The organism is Paraburkholderia sp. SIMBA_053, from assembly GCF_046534895.1.
Taxonomy (GTDB): Bacteria; Pseudomonadota; Gammaproteobacteria; order Burkholderiales; family Burkholderiaceae; genus Paraburkholderia; species Paraburkholderia caledonica.
In genome coordinates, this window is record NZ_JAWRXU010000018.1 from 48,754 (window position 1) to 66,001 (window position 17,248).

The 17,248-nt window shown below is 62.2% G+C and carries 16 protein-coding genes; 9 read left to right on the forward strand and 7 right to left on the reverse strand.

The annotated features are described in order from the left end of the window. Positions 1-168 precede the first annotated feature (168 nt). The 8 genes from aroQ to SB753_RS31335 all read left to right on the forward strand — a co-directional run bounded on the left by aroQ (position 169) and on the right by SB753_RS31335 (position 7,011). Complete coding sequence (aroQ, locus tag SB753_RS31300; protein WP_087752228.1) at positions 169-624, forward strand: type II 3-dehydroquinate dehydratase; 456 nt, start codon at positions 169-171, stop codon at positions 622-624. Positions 625-697: 73 nt separating this feature from the next. Continuing rightward, the gene (gene accB / locus SB753_RS31305; RefSeq protein WP_020071266.1) at positions 698-1,171 is read left to right on the forward strand and encodes an acetyl-CoA carboxylase biotin carboxyl carrier protein; all 474 of its coding nucleotides are present in this window, start codon (positions 698-700) and stop codon (positions 1,169-1,171) included. 130 nt (positions 1,172-1,301) lie between these two features. Continuing rightward, entirely contained in the window at positions 1,302-2,669 is a 1,368-nt protein-coding gene (gene accC / locus SB753_RS31310) for an acetyl-CoA carboxylase biotin carboxylase subunit (RefSeq protein ID WP_020071265.1), read from the forward strand. A 3-nt stretch (positions 2,670-2,672) separates the two neighbouring features. Then, positions 2,673-3,575, forward strand: coding sequence for a 50S ribosomal protein L11 methyltransferase (gene prmA / locus SB753_RS31315; RefSeq protein ID WP_020071264.1), 903 nt, complete (start codon positions 2,673-2,675; stop codon positions 3,573-3,575). A gap of 48 nt (positions 3,576-3,623) precedes the next feature. Continuing rightward, the gene (locus SB753_RS31320; protein ID WP_410803708.1) at positions 3,624-4,904 is read left to right on the forward strand and encodes a DUF3426 domain-containing protein; all 1,281 of its coding nucleotides are present in this window, start codon (positions 3,624-3,626) and stop codon (positions 4,902-4,904) included. Positions 4,905-4,977: 73 nt separating this feature from the next. After that, the gene (gene tpx, locus SB753_RS31325; protein ID WP_020071262.1) at positions 4,978-5,478 is read left to right on the forward strand and encodes a thiol peroxidase; all 501 of its coding nucleotides are present in this window, start codon (positions 4,978-4,980) and stop codon (positions 5,476-5,478) included. Between the two features lie 93 nt (positions 5,479-5,571). Further along, positions 5,572-6,510 carry a carbohydrate kinase family protein gene (locus SB753_RS31330; RefSeq protein WP_410803710.1) on the forward strand — a complete coding sequence of 313 codons (939 nt, stop codon included), beginning with the start codon at positions 5,572-5,574 and terminating at the stop codon, positions 6,508-6,510. A 24-nt stretch (positions 6,511-6,534) separates the two neighbouring features. Next, a complete protein-coding gene (locus tag SB753_RS31335; RefSeq protein ID WP_410803712.1) occupies positions 6,535-7,011 on the forward strand; it encodes a glycine zipper 2TM domain-containing protein in 477 nt (158 codons plus the stop codon). A gap of 283 nt (positions 7,012-7,294) precedes the next feature. Here the strand turns inward: SB753_RS31335 and SB753_RS31340 are convergent, their stop codons facing one another. The 7 genes from SB753_RS31340 to SB753_RS31370 form a co-directional block, all read right to left on the reverse strand. Beyond that, a complete protein-coding gene (locus tag SB753_RS31340; RefSeq protein ID WP_020071259.1) occupies positions 7,295-7,939 on the reverse strand; it encodes a histone H1-like DNA-binding protein in 645 nt (214 codons plus the stop codon). A gap of 30 nt (positions 7,940-7,969) precedes the next feature. Further along, entirely contained in the window at positions 7,970-8,296 is a 327-nt protein-coding gene (locus SB753_RS31345) for a hypothetical protein (protein WP_020071258.1), read from the reverse strand. An 86-nt stretch (positions 8,297-8,382) separates the two neighbouring features. After that, on the reverse strand, positions 8,383-9,615 hold the full coding sequence (locus SB753_RS31350) for a ribonucleotide-diphosphate reductase subunit beta (protein ID WP_204522458.1): 1,233 nt from the start codon (positions 9,613-9,615) through the stop codon (positions 8,383-8,385). Positions 9,616-10,264: 649 nt separating this feature from the next. Further along, positions 10,265-13,288 carry a ribonucleoside-diphosphate reductase subunit alpha gene (locus tag SB753_RS31355; protein ID WP_020071254.1) on the reverse strand — a complete coding sequence of 1,008 codons (3,024 nt, stop codon included), beginning with the start codon at positions 13,286-13,288 and terminating at the stop codon, positions 10,265-10,267. A 538-nt stretch (positions 13,289-13,826) separates the two neighbouring features. Beyond that, a complete protein-coding gene (gene ampD / locus SB753_RS31360; RefSeq protein ID WP_410803714.1) occupies positions 13,827-14,423 on the reverse strand; it encodes a 1,6-anhydro-N-acetylmuramyl-L-alanine amidase AmpD in 597 nt (198 codons plus the stop codon). Then, positions 14,420-14,737: a PP0621 family protein gene (locus tag SB753_RS31365; RefSeq protein WP_310353004.1), complete on the reverse strand. Its 318-nt coding sequence runs from the start codon at positions 14,735-14,737 to the stop codon at positions 14,420-14,422. Before SB753_RS31365 ends, ampD begins: the two co-directional genes overlap by 4 nt. A gap of 9 nt (positions 14,738-14,746) precedes the next feature. Continuing rightward, a complete protein-coding gene (locus SB753_RS31370; RefSeq protein ID WP_020071251.1) occupies positions 14,747-15,700 on the reverse strand; it encodes an inner membrane protein YpjD in 954 nt (317 codons plus the stop codon). 81 nt (positions 15,701-15,781) lie between these two features. Here SB753_RS31370 and ffh point away from each other — a divergent pair, with 81 nt between their 5' ends. Next, the gene (gene ffh / locus SB753_RS31375) at positions 15,782-17,149 is read left to right on the forward strand and encodes a signal recognition particle protein (protein WP_020071250.1); all 1,368 of its coding nucleotides are present in this window, start codon (positions 15,782-15,784) and stop codon (positions 17,147-17,149) included. The last annotated feature ends 99 nt before the right edge of the window (positions 17,150-17,248 follow it).

Here is a 17,248-nt window from a genome sequence, read left to right on the forward strand (position 1 = left end):
TGCGGAGAAAGGCTCAAAAATCGGAGCAAATCCGGTGGAATTGCGAGAAATTAGGCGACCGGCGCCCTACTCCGATCGGCTCCCGAACGCTTCGTCCGTGCAGGAAACTAGACAAGTTTCTCTAATCAGCGCTAAAGTGCGCCCAATTCCACGGAAAAAGAAGCGACCATGACGCGACTGCTGGTACTGCACGGCCCCAACCTCAACCTTCTCGGTACGCGGGAACCCGAGGTTTATGGCCGCGTGACGTTGCCGCAGATCGATCAGGCACTATCCGACCGCGCCGCCGACGCCGGCGTAGAACTCGCGTCGTTCCAGAGCAACCATGAAGGCGCTCTGGTTGATCGCATCCAATCCGCCCGGACAGAAAAAACCGATTTCATCCTGATCAATCCGGCTGCGTACACGCACACGAGTGTCGCCATCCGGGACGCTCTGGCAGGCGTCGGCATTCCGTTCGTCGAGATTCATCTGTCGAACGTGCATCGTCGTGAACCGTTCCGGCATCACTCGTATTTTTCCGACCAGGCTGAGGGCGTGATCTGCGGCCTCGGCTGGAAGGGTTATCTGTACGCACTCGAATTCGCGCTCGACCGGCTGGCCGCCGGTTCGTCGCGGGGCTGAAATACAAACACGTCTAATTTGCGCCGGCCGCACACGCGCCGGCACTCCACGCATTGAAAAAAGGGGCTTCCTGATGGATCTACGCAAACTGAAAACTCTGATCGATCTCGTGTCGGAGTCCGGCATCTCGGAACTCGAAGTGACCGAGGGCGAGGGCAAGGTTCGCATCGTCAAGAACGCGCCGCCGGTTTATGTGCAGCCGTCCGCTTCGTACGCGCCGCAATACTCACAGCCGGCCCCGATGGCAGGCGGCGAAGCGCCCGCCGTCACGGCAGCAGGTGCTCCGGCCACGCCGGCAGCCGCCGCGCCGCAAGGTCATGTCGTGACCTCGCCGATGGTCGGAACGTTCTACCGTGCCCCGTCGCCGGGCGCCGATCCGTTCGTTCAGGTCGGTGACACGGTCAAGGAAGGCCAGACGATCTGCATCATCGAAGCAATGAAGTTGCTCAACGAAATCGAGTCGGACAAGTCCGGCGTCGTAAAGGAAATTCTCGTCGAAAACGGTCAGGCGGTCGAATACGGCCAACCGCTGTTCGTGGTCGGCTAACGCGGCGCCCATTGCGCCCCCGCTGTGCGCATGCCGCCCCGCGCGCCGTTGCATTCGGCGCGCGCCCGATCCTCTGAGGCAGCCGGTGTTCTGAGCAACCCGGCGCCCATTGATGAGTCGAAAACCCGCTATGTTTGAAAAAATCCTTATTGCCAATCGTGGCGAGATCGCGCTTCGCATCCAGCGCGCCTGCCGCGAACTGGGCGTCAAGACGGTCGTCGTCTATTCCGAAGCCGACAAGGAAGCCAAGTACGTCAAGCTCGCCGACGAAGCCGTCTGTATCGGCCCGGCACCTTCCAATCTGAGCTACCTGAATATGCCGGCGCTGATCAGCGCGGCGGAAGTCACGGACGCGGAGGCGATTCACCCCGGTTACGGCTTTCTGTCGGAGAACGCCGACTTTGCCGAACGTGTCGAGCAATCCGGCTTCACCTTCATCGGTCCGCGTCCGGAAACCATCCGGATGATGGGCGACAAGGTGACTGCCAAGCAGACCATGATCAAGACCGGCGTGCCGTGCGTGCCGGGTTCTGAAGGCGCATTGCCGGAAGATCCGAAAGAGATCGTGAAAATTGCGCGGCAAGTCGGCTATCCGGTCATCATCAAGGCCGCCGGCGGCGGCGGTGGCCGCGGCATGCGCGTCGTTCACACCGAAGCAGCGCTCGTCAACGCGGTCAACATGACGCGCGAAGAAGCCGGCCGTGCGTTCGGCAACCCGCAGGTCTACATGGAAAAATTCCTGGAGAACCCGCGGCACATCGAAATTCAGGTGCTGTCCGATTCGTTCAAGAACGCGGTCTGGCTCGGCGAACGCGATTGCTCGATGCAGCGCCGTCACCAGAAAGTGATCGAAGAAGCGCCGGCACCCGGCATTGCGCGCCGTCTGATCGACCGCATTGGCGACCGTTGCGCGGATGCGTGCAAGAAGATGGGCTATCTTGGCGCCGGTACGTTCGAATTCCTGTACGAAAACGGCGAGTTCTACTTCATTGAAATGAACACGCGTGTGCAGGTCGAGCACCCGGTGACCGAACTGATCACGGGCGTCGACATCGTCCAGGAACAGATCCGCATTGCGGCCGGCGAAAAGCTCGCGTTCCGTCAGCGCGACATCGTGTTCAAGGGCCATGCGATCGAATGCCGGATCAACGCTGAAGATCCGTTCAAGTTCATTCCGTCGCCGGGACGTCTCACGTCGTGGCACATGCCGGGCGGCCCCGGCATTCGCGTCGACTCGCATGCCTACAATGGCTATTTCGTGCCGCCGAACTATGATTCGATGATCGGCAAGCTGATCGCTTACGGCGCCACACGCGAGCAGGCAATCAAGCGGATGCGTATCGCGCTGTCGGAAATGGTCGTCGAAGGAATCCAGACGAACATTCCGTTGCATCGCGAGCTGATGCTGGACGCGAAGTTCGTCGAAGGCGGCACGAGCATTCACTACCTCGAAAACCGGTTGGCCGCGAAGCTGCAGGCCGCGCCGGAAGAAGCGTAAGTCATGAGTTACCGGGAACTGGTCGCCGAATTGGCTCGCGAGCATGCGGAGGAATTTTCCGACGCGCTGCTCGAGTTGGGCGCGTTGTCCGTATCGGTGGAAGATGCGGATGCCGATACGCCCGACGAGCAACCGCTTTTCGGCGAGCCCGGTCTCACGCCCGACCGTACCGCCTGGCAGCGTTCGCGCGTGATCGCGCTGCTCGCGGCGGAACATGAACCGGCGGTGCTGCTCGCCGCCGCTGCGAACGAGGTCGGCCTTCCGGCGGCGCCGTCGTTCACTGTGCGTGACGTCGAAGAACAGGATTGGGTGCGTCTCACGCAATCGCAGTTCGATCCGATTCCGATCGGCGAGCGCATCTGGGTCGTGCCTTCGTGGCACGACGCGCCGGATCCCAACGCGCTGGTGCTCGAACTCGATCCGGGCCTAGCGTTCGGCACCGGCAGCCATCCCACCACGCGTCTGTGCATGGAGTGGCTGGAGCAATCGGTGAAGCCTGGACAATCCGTGCTCGACTACGGTTGCGGCTCGGGCATTCTCGCGATTCTCGCGAAAAAATGCGGCGCCGATCCGGTGTACGGCATCGACATCGATCCGCAAGCGGTCGAGTCGGCGCGTCATAACAGCGAGCGCAACCGCGCCGAAGTCACCTACGGTCTGCCCAACGAATGCCCCGCCGGCGAGTTCGACATCGTCGTTGCCAATATTCTGTCCAATCCGCTCAAGCTGATGGCCTCGATGCTCTCGTCGAAGGTCAAGCCGGGCGGCCGCATCGCACTGTCGGGCATTCTGGCGCGTCAGGCCGATGAAGTCGCGCAGGTGTACGCGCGGTGGATCGACATCGGCGTATGGCGCGAACACGAAGGGTGGGTATGTCTGACGGGAACACGCCGCGAAAGCCATTAGAATAAGGCGTATTGTCCAACCAACGGCCCCTCGGCTAACCGGCTCAATATGCTTCTGGCGACGCGCTGTCCCTTCTGTGAAACCGTCTTCCGCCTGCAACCGACGCAGTTGGCGCTGCGCCGCGGCCTCGTGCGTTGCGGGCAATGCCATGAAGTGTTCGACGCATCCGGCAGCCTCTTCGACATAAGCGAGGGCGGCGACTTCTCCACCGCCAGACAGGTCTCCGCCGCCGCGGCAATCGAAGCGCTCTCCGGCGTGCGCCCGAGCGGCGCAGACTTCAGCCCCGCCGCCTGGGATCCCTGGGCGCCGCGCCCCACGCCGCTCTTCGAGGAACGCTTCCGTCATAACGCACAGAACGTCGCGGCCCAGCCCGGCTACACCGGCGCAGGCACCGCTGCCGCGCCTGGCCATGCCGCGACGGAGCCCACGTTGCCACCCGGCGCATCCAGCACGGCGACGCCGGCCGACCACGAACCGCTGCTCGCGGACGCGCCGCTCGAACCCTTCGCCTATGAAGCAGAGCCGCCCGCCGAAGAACCGCCGCGCGTGTGGCACAAGGCCGAACGCCCTTCCGATTTTCCGATCGACGAACCGGTGCTCAACGAGTCGGCTGCGTTCCATGGATTCTCCGACAACGAACCGCATTTCGGAACGACCGGCGTAGGCGCGGCCGGCCTCGGCGCAACGCATCCGCATCCCTATTCCGCCAATCCCGCCGATCCCGATCTGCGTGGGCCGACCCGCGCGGCTGCGACGCCGAGCGGTGAGCCGTTCTCGGTACAGCCGCCGCTCGGCGACGACATGGATCCGTTTCCGGTCACGCGGGAGACGCGTGCCGCAGAACCACGGCGCCTCGCATGGATCGTCGGCGGATCGGTGGCGGCGGTCCTGCTCGTCGTCGCGTTGCTTGCGCAACTCGCGTGGTGGCAGCGTGAAACGGTACTCGTCTATCTGCCGGGTACCCAGGCGCTGTACGCGAAGGCGTGCGCGACGCTCGGCTGCCAGCTCACCGCGCCGCACGACATCGACGGCTTGCAGGTAGAGCCGTCCGATTTGCGGCAAATCGACGGGCCGCACAAGCTCGAATTGCGGATGCCGCTGCGCAACCGCTTCAACGTCGCGCTGGCCTATCCGGCGATCGAACTCACGCTTCTCGACGATCAGAACAACGTGGCGTTGCGCCGCGTGCTGTTCCCGCAAGACTACGTTGCTCCGGGTACGCCGATCGCAGCCGGCCTGCCGCCGCACATGACGCAAACCATGATCGTGCACCTCGATACCGGCAACGCTGTCGCTTCCAATTTCCGCGTACAGATCTTCTATCCGTAACGCATCCCTGCGCGCCTCGCGTCGAGCGGGCGCGTTCACCGTCATCACAGACGAACTTTCGGAGCACAACAACATGAGTCAAGTCACGCTGGGTGGTAACCCGATCGATGTAGCCGGCACTTTCCCGTCGGTGGGTCAGAGCGCTCCTGCTTTCTCGCTGGTCGGCAAGGATCTCAAGCCGCTGTCGCTCGCCGATTTCGCCGGCAAGCGCAAAGTGTTGAACATTGTCCCGAGCCTCGACACGCCGACCTGCGCGACGTCGACCCGCAAGTTCAACGAAGCCGCTGCGAAGCTGAGCAACACGGCTGTGATCGTCGTGTCGGGCGACCTGCCGTTCGCCGCCTCGCGCTTTTGCACGACGGAAGGCATTGAAAACGTCGTGACGGCGTCGACCTTCCGCGGCCACGAATTCGCGCAGGCGTACGGCGTCGACGTGACGAGCGGTCCGCTCACGGGTCTCACGGCGCGCGCGGTTGTCGTGATCGACGAGAACGACAAGGTGGTTCATGCGGAACTGGTCGACGAAATCAAGAACGAACCGAACTACGACGCAGCACTTGCCGCGCTGAAGTAAAACCTCAGCACCCGAAGACTCCGGCGCCGCGCTTCACGCGCGGCGCTGTCACGTCCTCACTACCTATTCTTCATTTTTTACAGGACGCTCGCCTTGGCTACGCTGATTTGCGGCTCGCTCGCCTACGACAACATCATGACCTTCGAAGGCCGCTTCCGGGAGCACATCCTGCCGGAGCAGGTCCACATCCTGAACGTGAGCTTTCTCGTGCCGACGATGCGCCGCGAGTTCGGCGGCTGCGCAGGCAACATCGCGTATTCGCTGAACCTGCTGGGCGGCGACGCGCGCATCATGGGCACGCTTGGCGCGGTCGACGCCCAGTTGTACATGGACCGGTTCGCGCAACTCGGGCTATCGACGGAAAACGTGCTGGTCGTGCCGGGCACCTATTCGGCGCAGGCCATGATCACCACCGACCTCGAAAACAATCAGATCACCGCGTTCCATCCGGGCGCGATGATGCAGTCGCACCTGAACCGCGCGGACGAAGCGAAAGGCATCACGCTCGGCATCGTCGCGCCCGACGGCTACGACGGCATGGTTCAGCATTCGGAGCACCTGGCCGCGGCGGGCGTGCCGTTCATCTTCGATCCAGGTCAAGGATTGCCCCTCTTCGACGGTGCTGCACTGCAGCGCATGATTGAACTTGCGACTTACGTAGCTGTCAACGATTACGAAGCCAAACTTGTGAGCAACAAGACAGGCTGGTCGATCGAAGAGATCGCCGGCAAGGTCGAAGCGCTCATCGTCACGCTCGGCGAACACGGTGCGCAGATTCATCACGCGGGCGGCGTCGAAGAGATTCCGGCCGTCAAGGCACAGCAGGTGCTGGACCCAACAGGATGCGGCGACGCGTTTCGCGGCGGCTTGCTGTACGGCATCGAGAACAAGCTCGGCTGGGCGACCACCGGCCGTCTCGCGAGCCTGATGGGCGCGCTGAAGATCGAGCATCAGGGTCCGCAAAATTATGCGCCTACCCGGGCGCAGATCAACGAACGGTTCAAGCAGGCGTTCGGGTACGACCTGCCGTAATACCGGAGCTATTGGAGTTAGGGAATGAGAATAAGGAGTCGCCTGATAGTGGCCACCTTGATCGCCGGTTCGCTGGCCATGTCGGGGTGCGCATACAACAGCAGCTCTGCCGACGTTTACACGGCGTCGCAGGCACAGCGCGAAGAAACGGTCCGCATGGGCACGGTCGACAGTGTGCGCGCAGTCAAGATCAGCTCGAACAACGGTCAGCCGAGCGGCATCGGCGCAATCGGCGGCGGCGCTCTCGGTGCAGTGGCGGGCAGCACTATCGGCGGCGGCACGGGCTCGATCATCACCGGAATTATTGGCGGTCTGGCGGGTGCGGTGGCCGGCAACTCGGTCGAGAACCGGGTGGCCGTGCACGACGGTCTGGAAGTTACCGTGCGACTCGATAACGGCGACATCCGCGCAATCACGCAAAGCTCAACCGGCGAGATCTTCCGTGCCGGCGAGCGCGTTCGGCTTCTTTCCAGCGGCGGCGTGACGCGCGTCACGCACTAAGGTTCCCCTCTCGAACGGCCAGGCATAACGCGGCCGCGTCGACCTCACACGCATGCCCTCCCCTGTGCATGCGTTTTTTTTCGCCTGCGCGCAGTGATTGCATCCGGGCGTGCCGACGCTCCCCGTTATGCACCGACGAAAAAAATCCCGTCGCCGGAAACCGGCAACGGGACCCTGACGGAGTAGCACTCGCGAAGCTACGTTGAGCGCCACTCGATCATTGGACGCATCGTGCGATGCGTCCATGCACTCCTACTTCTTACTGACCTGCTAACTGCCCGAGTTACGGACGGCTGCCCGTCGGGAACGGCCATGCCGCTGCCGGGTTCAGCGCGGTCTTCACCGTCGCCGCCGGTGCGCTCGAAACAGAAGTCGCAGCGGGTGCAGGCGCAGCCTTCTTGGCGACAGCCTTCTTCGCAGGGGCAGCCTTCTTCGCAGGAGCAGCGGCCTTCTTCGCAGGAGCAGCCTTCTTGGCAGGCGCAGCCTTTTTAGCAGCAGCCTTTTTCGCAGGCGCAGCCTTCTTGGCGGCAGCCTTCTTAGCAGGCGCGGCTTTCTTCGCAGCAGCCTTCTTCGCAGGCGCGGCCTTCTTGGCTGCGGCCTTCTTAGCCGGTGCAGCCTTCTTCGCTGCGGCCTTCTTCGCCGGTGCTGCCTTCTTCGCTGCGGCCTTCTTAGCCGGCGCTGCCTTCTTCGCTGCTACCTTCTTTGCCGGTGCGGCTTTCTTGGCTGCAACCTTCTTAGCCGGTGCAGCTTTCTTCGCTGCTACCTTCTTAGCCGGTGCTGCTTTCTTTGCCGCGACCTTCTTGGCCGGCGCTGCCTTCTTCGCTGCTACTTTCTTTGCCGGTGCTGCCTTCTTCGCCGGAGCTGCCTTCTTTGCTGCGACCTTCTTTGCTGCAGGCTTCTTAGCGGCGGCTTTCTTTGCAGTTGCCATCATTTTCTCCTTCAGGTTTTCAGATGAGAGTCAGTTCAAACTACACCCTTCGTCAAAACCCGCTTCCCGCGGACGCTTCTCAGGGCGCGCGCTACGAAGCGGGCTATTCATCGGCGTACGCAGGTGCCGCGCGCTTACGCTAATGAATGCGGTAAGGCGCGCCGTGCCCGAAGGCACCGCGCGCCAAATGTCATCGGTGTTGGGTTTCAACACCGGTAATTGCTTGATCGAGCCACCGGCGATAACGCCGGCGACTTTTTCCGGGGGGAAGTTTGCCCATCCCACTGAAGGGTTCGCAAAGTGCCTGTCATGTTTGTGGGCCGCGAAGGCACGCGGCGCACCGGGCACGCTTTGCATCAGGCGGTTCAGCTCCTAAACATAATTGCCGCGGCCGAGGCCCACGGCATCCCCATCGATGAATGCATCTACGACACGAACCCGGATCACTCCCAGGTCAGCGCGCCGCCAGTCTGATATTCGATCACACGCGTCTCGAAGAAGTTGCGCTCCTTCTTCAGGTCGATCATCTCGCTCATCCACGGGAACGGGTTTTCCTCGTTCGGGTACAGCGGATCGAGACCGATCTGCTGGCAACGGCGGTTGCAGATGAAGCGCAGATAACTCTTGAACATCGACGCATTGAGGCCGAGCACCCCGCGCGGCATCGTGTCTTCTGCGTAACGATATTCAAGTTCGACCGCTTGCTGGAAGATCTCGCGGATTTCCGCGCGGAACTCAGCCGTCCAGAGTTGCGGGTTCTCAAGTTTGATCTGGTTGATGAGGTCGATGCCGAAGTTGCAGTGCATCGACTCGTCGCGCAGGATGTACTGGTACTGTTCCGCGGCGCCCGTCATCTTGTTCTGACGGCCGAGCGCCAGGATTTGCGTGAAGCCGACGTAGAAGAACAAGCCTTCCATCACGCAGGCGAACACGATCAGGGAGCGCAGCAGCGTCTGGTCAGTCTCGAGCGTGCCGGTCTGGAAACCCGGATCCGTCAGCACGTTGATGTACGGAATGAGGAATTCGTCTTTCGCGCGGATCGAGGGGACCTCGTGATACGCGTTGAAGATTTCGCCCTCGTCGAGGCCGAGCGATTCGACGATGTACTGATAGGCGTGTGTGTGGATCGCTTCTTCGAACGCCTGGCGCAGCAGGAACTGGCGGCATTCGGGAGCCGTGATGTGGCGGTAGGTGCCCAGCACGATGTTGTTGGCGGCAAGGGAGTCGGCCGTGACGAAGAAGCCCAGGTTGCGCTTGACGATGCGGCGCTCGTCTTCGGTCAGCCCGTTCGGGTCTTTCCAGAGGGCGATGTCGCGCGACATGTTCACTTCTTGCGGCATCCAGTGGTTGGCGCAACCAGCCAGATACTTTTCCCAAGCCCACTTGTACTTGAACGGCACCAACTGATTCACGTCAGTCTGGCCGTTGATGATGCGCTTGTCGGCGACATTCACTCGCGCTTCTGAAACTGCAGCAGTTCCAGCAGCATGAGCAACGGTAGCAGCGGGAGCGACAGCGATGTCGTTCGCGAAGATGTCTTGAGCCGAGGGAGCATGAGGAGCGGAACGCGTTCCGACTTGCGAACCGACAGCCGGTCCCGCAGCGTTGCGCAACACGTTCGGTTGCGTAGCGCTCGAGGGAGTTACGGCAGTGATCTCGTCATCCCAGTTGAGCATAAATGTCACCATCAATTTAGAACGGTTTGTACCATCTTTTCACGAGCGATAAAAGAGTCCACTCGCGAAAAATCCTGTTTTCGATTCGCGTTGCTACGTTCATACAACACTTTGTTCAACAGACTGTGTGCGTTGCCTCGTATGAAGCGAGTTGAACGTGTGTCGTCGAGGTGCTTCGCGAGTTCGAAGAGCAACGCGTTGAAGCGTCGTTTCGCTGCTCTATCTATCTGTATTGCGGAGTGCGTTTGCTGTGTCTTGCACTTCTCTGCGAGTTGCCGGTTCGTCAGCGCTAGCGAGATGAAGTTCAATGCAATGCGTGGCGATGCGTGTGGCCGACTGCGTTGTTCGCCCTATCGGTCGAAGCGTTGGGTCGCGCGCTCGGATGTTGTCTCGCGCGCTTCGTGAAGTGCCGACTCGTTGCTTCGTTGCCTGGCTTCGTTGCCTAGGCTTCGTTGCGTGGTGCTTCGCTTCGTTGCGTCGATGAGCGGTGCGGCCTCGCTGACTTCGTCTATCTTGCTTGCCGCGCCGCTCGTCGGTTTATATCTGCTTCATCTCTATCAGGTTCGTTGATCGCTGCATGCGGGTCTTTACCTGGAACCCGTCAGCAAGCAACGAACCCGCTTGCTGCTCGACGCTTACTGCTTGACGCTTACTGGCAAGCCTCGCATTCGTCGAAGCCAGGGTCGCCCGGACGCATCATGCAGACGGGACCGTCTGCTTCGGGCGCCGCTTCCACTGCGACTGCCGACGCTGCCGCTGTTGCTGCCGTTGCTGCCTGAAGGCCGCCGCCATTGCCGAGTGCACCACCGGCACCGCCGCTCGCGCCGAAACCGCCTGCCGCGCCACCGCCGACACCACCCGTGCCTTCACCGCCGCCCGAACTCACTGCGTTGAGCGCGCCGTGAGCGACCGTCGACTTCTCGACGTGCGTTGCCGCCATCGTGCGGAGGTAGTACGTGGTCTTCAGACCGCGCACCCATGCAAGCTTGTAGATCTCGTCGAGCTTCTTACCGGATGCGCCGCCCATGTAGATGTTCAGCGACTGCGCCTGGTCGATCCACTTCTGACGGCGCGACGCCGCTTCGACGAGCCACTTCGGATCGACTTCAAACGCGGTCGCGTAGATCGCGCGAAGGTCGGCCGGGATACGGTCGATGCGCGAGAGCGTGCCGTCGAAGTACTTCAGGTCGGCGACCATCACTTCGTCCCACAGGCCGCGCGCCTTCAGGTCACGCACCAGGTAGTCGTTGACCACCGTGAACTCACCCGACAGGTTCGACTTCACATACAGGTTCTGGAACGTCGGTTCGATACAAGCCGACACGCCGATGATGTTCGAGATCGTCGCCGTCGGCGCGATCGCGATGCAGTTCGAGTTGCGCATGCCGTAAGTGGCGATGCGCTCGCGCAGTTCCGTCCAGTCCATCGACTCGCTGGAATCGACTTCGACATAGCCGCCACGCGCGTCGGCCAGCAGCTTGACCGAGTCTTGCGGGAGGATGCCGCGATCCCACAGCGAGCCGCGGTAGCTGGAGTAGCGGCCGCGTTCTTGCGCCAGTTCGGTCGACGCGTAGTAAGCGTAGTAGCAGACCGCTTCCATCGACGTGTCGGCGAACTTGACTGCTTCTTCCGACGCGTACGGCGTGCGCAGCAGATGCAGGCAGTCCTGGAAGCCCATGATGCCCATGCCGACCGGACGGTGCTTCAGGTTCGAGTTGCGCGCCTTGGCAACTGCGTAGTAGTTGATGTCGATCACGTTGTCGAGCATGCGCATTGCAACGCTGACCGTGCGCTTGAGCTTGTCGTGGTCGAGCGCGAGCGTGCCGTCGGCCTGCTCCTTCAGATGCGCGACGAGGTTCACCGAGCCCAGGTTGCAGACCGCGATTTCCGAGTCGCTCGTGTTCAGCGTGATTTCCGTGCAAAGGTTCGACGAGTGGACGACGCCGACGTGCTGTTGCGGCGAGCGCACATTGCACGGATCCTTGAACGTGATCCACGGGTGGCCGGTTTCGAACAGCATGCCGAGCATCTTGCGCCACAGTTGCGCCGCGGGCACCTTCTTGAACAACTTGATCTCGCCGCGCGCGACCTTGTCTTCGTAAGCCGTGTAAGCCGCTTCGAACTCGGCGCCGAACTTGTCGTGCAGGTCCGGGCAGGTGGACGGCGAGAACAGCGTCCAGTCGCCGCCTTCCATCACGCGCTTCATGAACAGGTCGGGAATCCAGTTCGCCGTGTTCATGTCGTGCGTGCGACGACGGTCGTCGCCGGTGTTCTTGCGCAGCTCGAGGAACTCTTCAATGTCCAGGTGCCACGTTTCCAGGTACGCGCACACTGCGCCCTTGCGCTTGCCGCCCTGGTTCACAGCGACAGCCGTGTCGTTGACGACCTTCAGGAACGGCACCACGCCTTGCGACTTGCCATTGGTGCCCTTGATGTGCGAGCCGAGCGCACGCACACGCGTCCAGTCGTTGCCGAGACCGCCGGCAAACTTCGAGAGCAGCGCGTTTTCCTTCAGTGCTTCGTAGATGCCGTCCAGGTCGTCGTCGACCGTGGTCAGGTAGCACGACGACAGTTGCGAGCGGCGCGTGCCCGAGTTGAACAGCGTCGGCGTGGACGACATGAAGTCGAAGCTCGACAGCACGTTGTAAAACTCGATCGCGCGCGCTTCGCGGTCGATCTCGTTCAGCGACAGGCCCATTGCGACACGCATAAAGAATGCCTGAGGCATTTCGATACGCACGCCGTCGTGGTGCAGGAAGTAACGGTCATAGAGCGTCTGCAGACCGAGATAGCCGAATTGCAGATCGCGGTTGTTGTCGAGCGCGGCACCCAGGCGCTTCAGGTCGAACTGCAGCAGCTTGTCGTCGAGCAGCTCGGCTTGCACGCCGCGCTTGATGAACTGCGGAAAGTACTCGGCGTAACGCTCGCCCATTTCGGCTTGCGTGACTTCTTCTTCGAGAATCTCGCGGCGGATGGTGTGCAGCAGGATGCGAGCGGTGACCTGGCTGTAGGCCGGATCTTTTTCGATCATCGTACGTGCAGCCAGAATCGCCGAGTCGTAGACCTGGCTCATCGGCACGCCGTCGTACAGATTCTTCACCGTTTCCGCGACGATCGGCTCCGCGCTCACCGCGTCACCCAGGTTCGCGCAAGCGGACTCGATAATGCCGCGCAGTGCAGCGAGGTCGAGCGGACGCGTGACGCCGTTGTCCGTGACCGTGAGGCCGGGCGTGCCGGCGGCCGCGTGATCGTCATGAGCGCGCGCCTGCGTGCGCTTCTCGCGATACAGCACGTACGCACGTGCGACGTTGTGCTCGCCGCCGCGCATCAGCGCGAGTTCGACCTGATCCTGAATGTCTTCGATATGGAACGTGCCGCCGTTCGGACGGCTGCGCAGCAGCGCGCGCACCACGTTCTGCGTCAGTTGCTCGACCAGTTCACGCACACGCGCCGACGCCGCGCCTTGACCACCGTTGACGGCGAGAAATGCCTTCGTCACCGCGATGGCGATCTTCGACGGTTCGAACGACACCACGCTGCCATTACGACGGATCACCTTGTAGTCGGCGTACGTCGCTTGCGGCGCGAGCGCTTGAGTGCCTTGTGCCTGGCCGAACGCCTGGCCAGTCGGTGATCCCTCATACCGGGTCGTCACGTTGTCGGTGGTTTGCATGTGCAAAGCTCCTGGTCCTGGAAATGTTGCGGCGAGTGCCGCGGATTAAAACGAACGCTGCGCCGCCGCGTGCGCAAGCGAGGAGGTGCAGGAAAAAGACCGGCCTGGGCGGCTGGCGGGATGCGACTGCGATGAAGCCTGATTCGAATTGAAAACGGTCTTCGTCGTATGCGTCGCGATCACTCTCAGCCCCTTTCCTGATGCTTTTGGTTGCCGCCGGCTGGTCAGGTCCGGCTGCGCTGCAGGATTATTTTTCGCTGCCTGGAATGCTTGCGGCGCCGTGCTCAAAGAGCGGGGCGCCGCGACTTGTGCACGTAGTTATGCACTCGGTTATTCACACAGTTATACACAGGACACACAATATCTAGTGCGTAACTGAATTTGTGGCACCAAGTATAGTGGAGATTCGAGACAGGTCAAACGGTTTTATTTGCTTTTGAAGTCTTGACTTTTGCACCGCGCGGCGCGAAGCGCTCCACCCGCAGAAGCAGGCAGAGCCTCGCTCTGCGGCTCACGCGCGACGTCGCGCAAAGTGCCGTTACGGCGTTTTGGAAAACTTGAGATAGGGGAAATACCGATCCGCCAGCAACGTATCGCGTTGCAGACGCGCCCACTCGAAATGTGGTCCTGGATCAGTCTTGCGACCAGGCGCAATGTCGGAGTGCCCGGCAAGCGCTTCGATCGGATAACGAGCCGTCAGCGCACTGACGAGCGAGCCGAGCGTGCAGTATTGCGCCGCCTCAAAAGGAGTCGTGTCACTGCCTTCCAGTTCGATGCCGATCGAGAAATCGTTGCAACGCTCACGGCCGAAGAAGTTCGATGGGCCTGCGTGCCATGCGCGCTCATTGCACGACACGAACTGCTCGAGCGCGCCGTCGCGATGAATCACGAAGTGCGCGGACACCCGCACGCCGCGCAGATGCGCGTCGTAATAAGGATGCGCGTCACAATCGAGCGTATTGAGAAACAGTTCGGCGATCGCCGTGCCGCCAAACTGGTTAGGCGGCAGGCTGATGTTGTGGACCACGATCAGAGTCGGCACCGCGCCTTGCGGCCGTGCTTCGAAATTCGGCGATGGCAGCCTGCGCGCTTGTGCAACCCAACCGTCTGCGTCGACGGCGAACGCGATGCTCATCGGGCGTCGCGGCCCGTGGGTCGTGCGCCGTGCCGCCGCGCGTGAGCGGCGCTGCAGAACGGCTGCCCGGCGACGACCACCGAGTCGCTCTTAGGCGCATGCACGCCGCACTCGACGCAACGGATCATCGGCTCGGCGAGTTGAGGCGGTTGTGCGGGACGCGCGGCACCGTTGCCATTGCCGGCGGCGCCCGATGCGCCTCGCGCGCCGTCGGCGCCGGTGCGTTGTGCCGAGTGCGCGTCATGACGGCGCAGCGCCTTCACGAGCCACTGGCCGACGAAGAACAATATGATGAGCAGAAAGATTTGTCGCATGGGGCACGCTCACACTACAGCACGGTGCAACAGCACCTCGAAAACAAAACGGCTTCCGACGTACGCCAGCAGCAACGCGACGAACGACGCCAGCACCCAGCGCAATGCAGCACGGCCGCGCCAGCCGGACACTTTGCGCGCTGTCAGAAGCGCGCCGAACATGACCCACGAAAGAATCGCAAACACGGTCTTGTGATCGAGACGCAGCGCGCGGTCGACCAGTTGCTCGCTGAACAGGATGCCCGACACGAGCGTCAGCGTGAGCAGCACGAAACCGGCGCCGATCAGACGGAACAGCAGCTTCTCGAGCGTGAGCAACGGCGGCAGCGTGTCGAGCCAGCTGGACAGCCAGCCGTTGCCTGCCGCAGCCACGTTCCGTTGCGCGATTCCGCCGCGCATTGCATGAAGACGCCGCTCGACGAGCAGCATCAGAATGGCGTGCAGCGCAGCGATCGCGAACAGACCATAGGCGATGTTGGCGATCAGAAAGTGCAGCTTGAACATGGGTGCGGCCGAATACGGCAGCACACGCACGCCGTTGAACGCGAGCGGCAATAACGAGGCGACGCAGGCGAGCGGCAACACCAGCAGACGCAGTCCGTCGAGCGGAAAAAAGAAGCTTTCTATCCAGTAGATGCCCGCGCCGAGCCAGAACATGGCGGACAGTGCAAACGCAAAGCCGAACACCATGGCGTTCTGCGGGAAGATCGTGGTGTGCAGCAGCACGCCGTGCGCGAGCAGCGCGACGAACAGTAACGCGCGGCCTGACGAACTCATGCCCGAAGCGGCCGAGCCGGCGAACCCGGACTGTGCCTGCGTGTTCGCGCCGGTGGTCGCGGCAGCCGGCATTGGCGGAACGCTTTCCAGCATGGGGCGCGACCCGGCGTGCCGGTGCGAGCGCCAGCCGGCTACGGCGAGTCCGCCGTACAGGAGCGCAGTGAGGGCATACAGTACAATATCCATATTCGAAGTTTACACTAGGCCCCTGATCCGCGACGTCTTCCACTTCGCGCTCGCCCGGGGCCGCACTGTTCATCGCTCCCCATGCTCGACAATCTGACTCAACGGATGGCGCGCGTCGTCAAGACGCTGCGCGGCGAAGCCCGGCTCACCGAGGCGAACACCCAGGAAATGCTGCGCGAGGTGCGTCTGGCGCTGCTCGAGGCGGACGTGGCGCTGCCCGTCGTGCGCGAGTTCATCGCCAAGGTGAAAGAGAAGGCGCTCGGCGAAGAAGTGATTAGCAGCCTGTCGCCAGGTCAGGCGCTCGTCGGCGTCGTGCAGCGCGAGCTGACCGCCGTGATCGGCGGCGACTATGAAGGCAAAGCCGCTGAACTGAATCTCGCCGTCACGCCGCCGGCCGTCATTCTGATGGCGGGTCTGCAAGGCGCGGGTAAAACGACCACGGTCGGCAAGCTCGCCAAGCTGCTGCGCGAGAAGTACAAGAAAAAGGTTCTGACTGTTTCGTGCGACGTCTATCGCCCCGCTGCTATCGCGCAGTTGAAGACGGTGACCGAGCAGGTCGGCGCGGACTTCTTCCCGTCGGAACCGGATCAGAAGCCGGTCGACATCGCGCGTGCCGCGGTCGACTGGGCCCGGCGTCATTATCACGACGTGCTGCTGGTCGACACCGCCGGCCGTCTAGGTATCGACGAAGCGATGATGCAGGAAATCACCGCGCTGCACACCACGTTGAAGCCGGCGGAAACGCTGTTCGTCGTCGATGCAATGCTCGGCCAGGACGCGGTCAACACCGCCAAAGCATTTAGCGACGCGCTGCCGCTCACCGGCGTGGTGCTGACCAAGCTCGACGGCGACTCGCGCGGTGGCGCCGCACTCTCGGTGCGTCACGTCACGGGCAAGCCGATCAAGTTCGTCGGCGTCGCGGAAAAGCTCGACGGCCTTGAAGTCTTCTACCCGGATCGTATGGCGAACCGGATTCTCGGCATGGGCGACATTCTCGCTCTCGTCGAGGAAGCGCAACGCGGCGTGGACGTTCAAGCCGCGCAGAAGCTCGCCGATAAGGTCAAGAAAGGCGGCGACTTCGACCTCAACGATTTCCGCGCGCAACTGACGCAAATGAAGGGCATGGGCGGCCTCTCTTCGCTGATGGACAAGCTGCCCGCGCAATTCCAGCAGGCCGCCGCCGGCGCCGACATGAGCCAGGCTGAAAAGCAGATGCGCCGCATGGAAGGCATCATCAATTCCATGACGCCGCTCGAGCGCGCCAAGCCGGATCTCATCAAGGCCACGCGCAAGCGCCGCATCGCCGCGGGTGCGGGCGTGCAGGTGCAGGAAGTCAACCGCATGCTGAACCAGTACGATCAGATGCGCACCATGATGAAAAAGCTGAAAGGCGGCAATCTGCAAAAGATGATGCGCGGCATGAAGGGCATGTTGCCCGGCATGCGCTAAGCTTTAGCAAGACGGCGGCGCGCGGGTTGCCGACACGGCCCGCAGCCACCGTCACCATGGGAACTTCCTTCAGGGCGTTCCCACTCACACTATGTATAC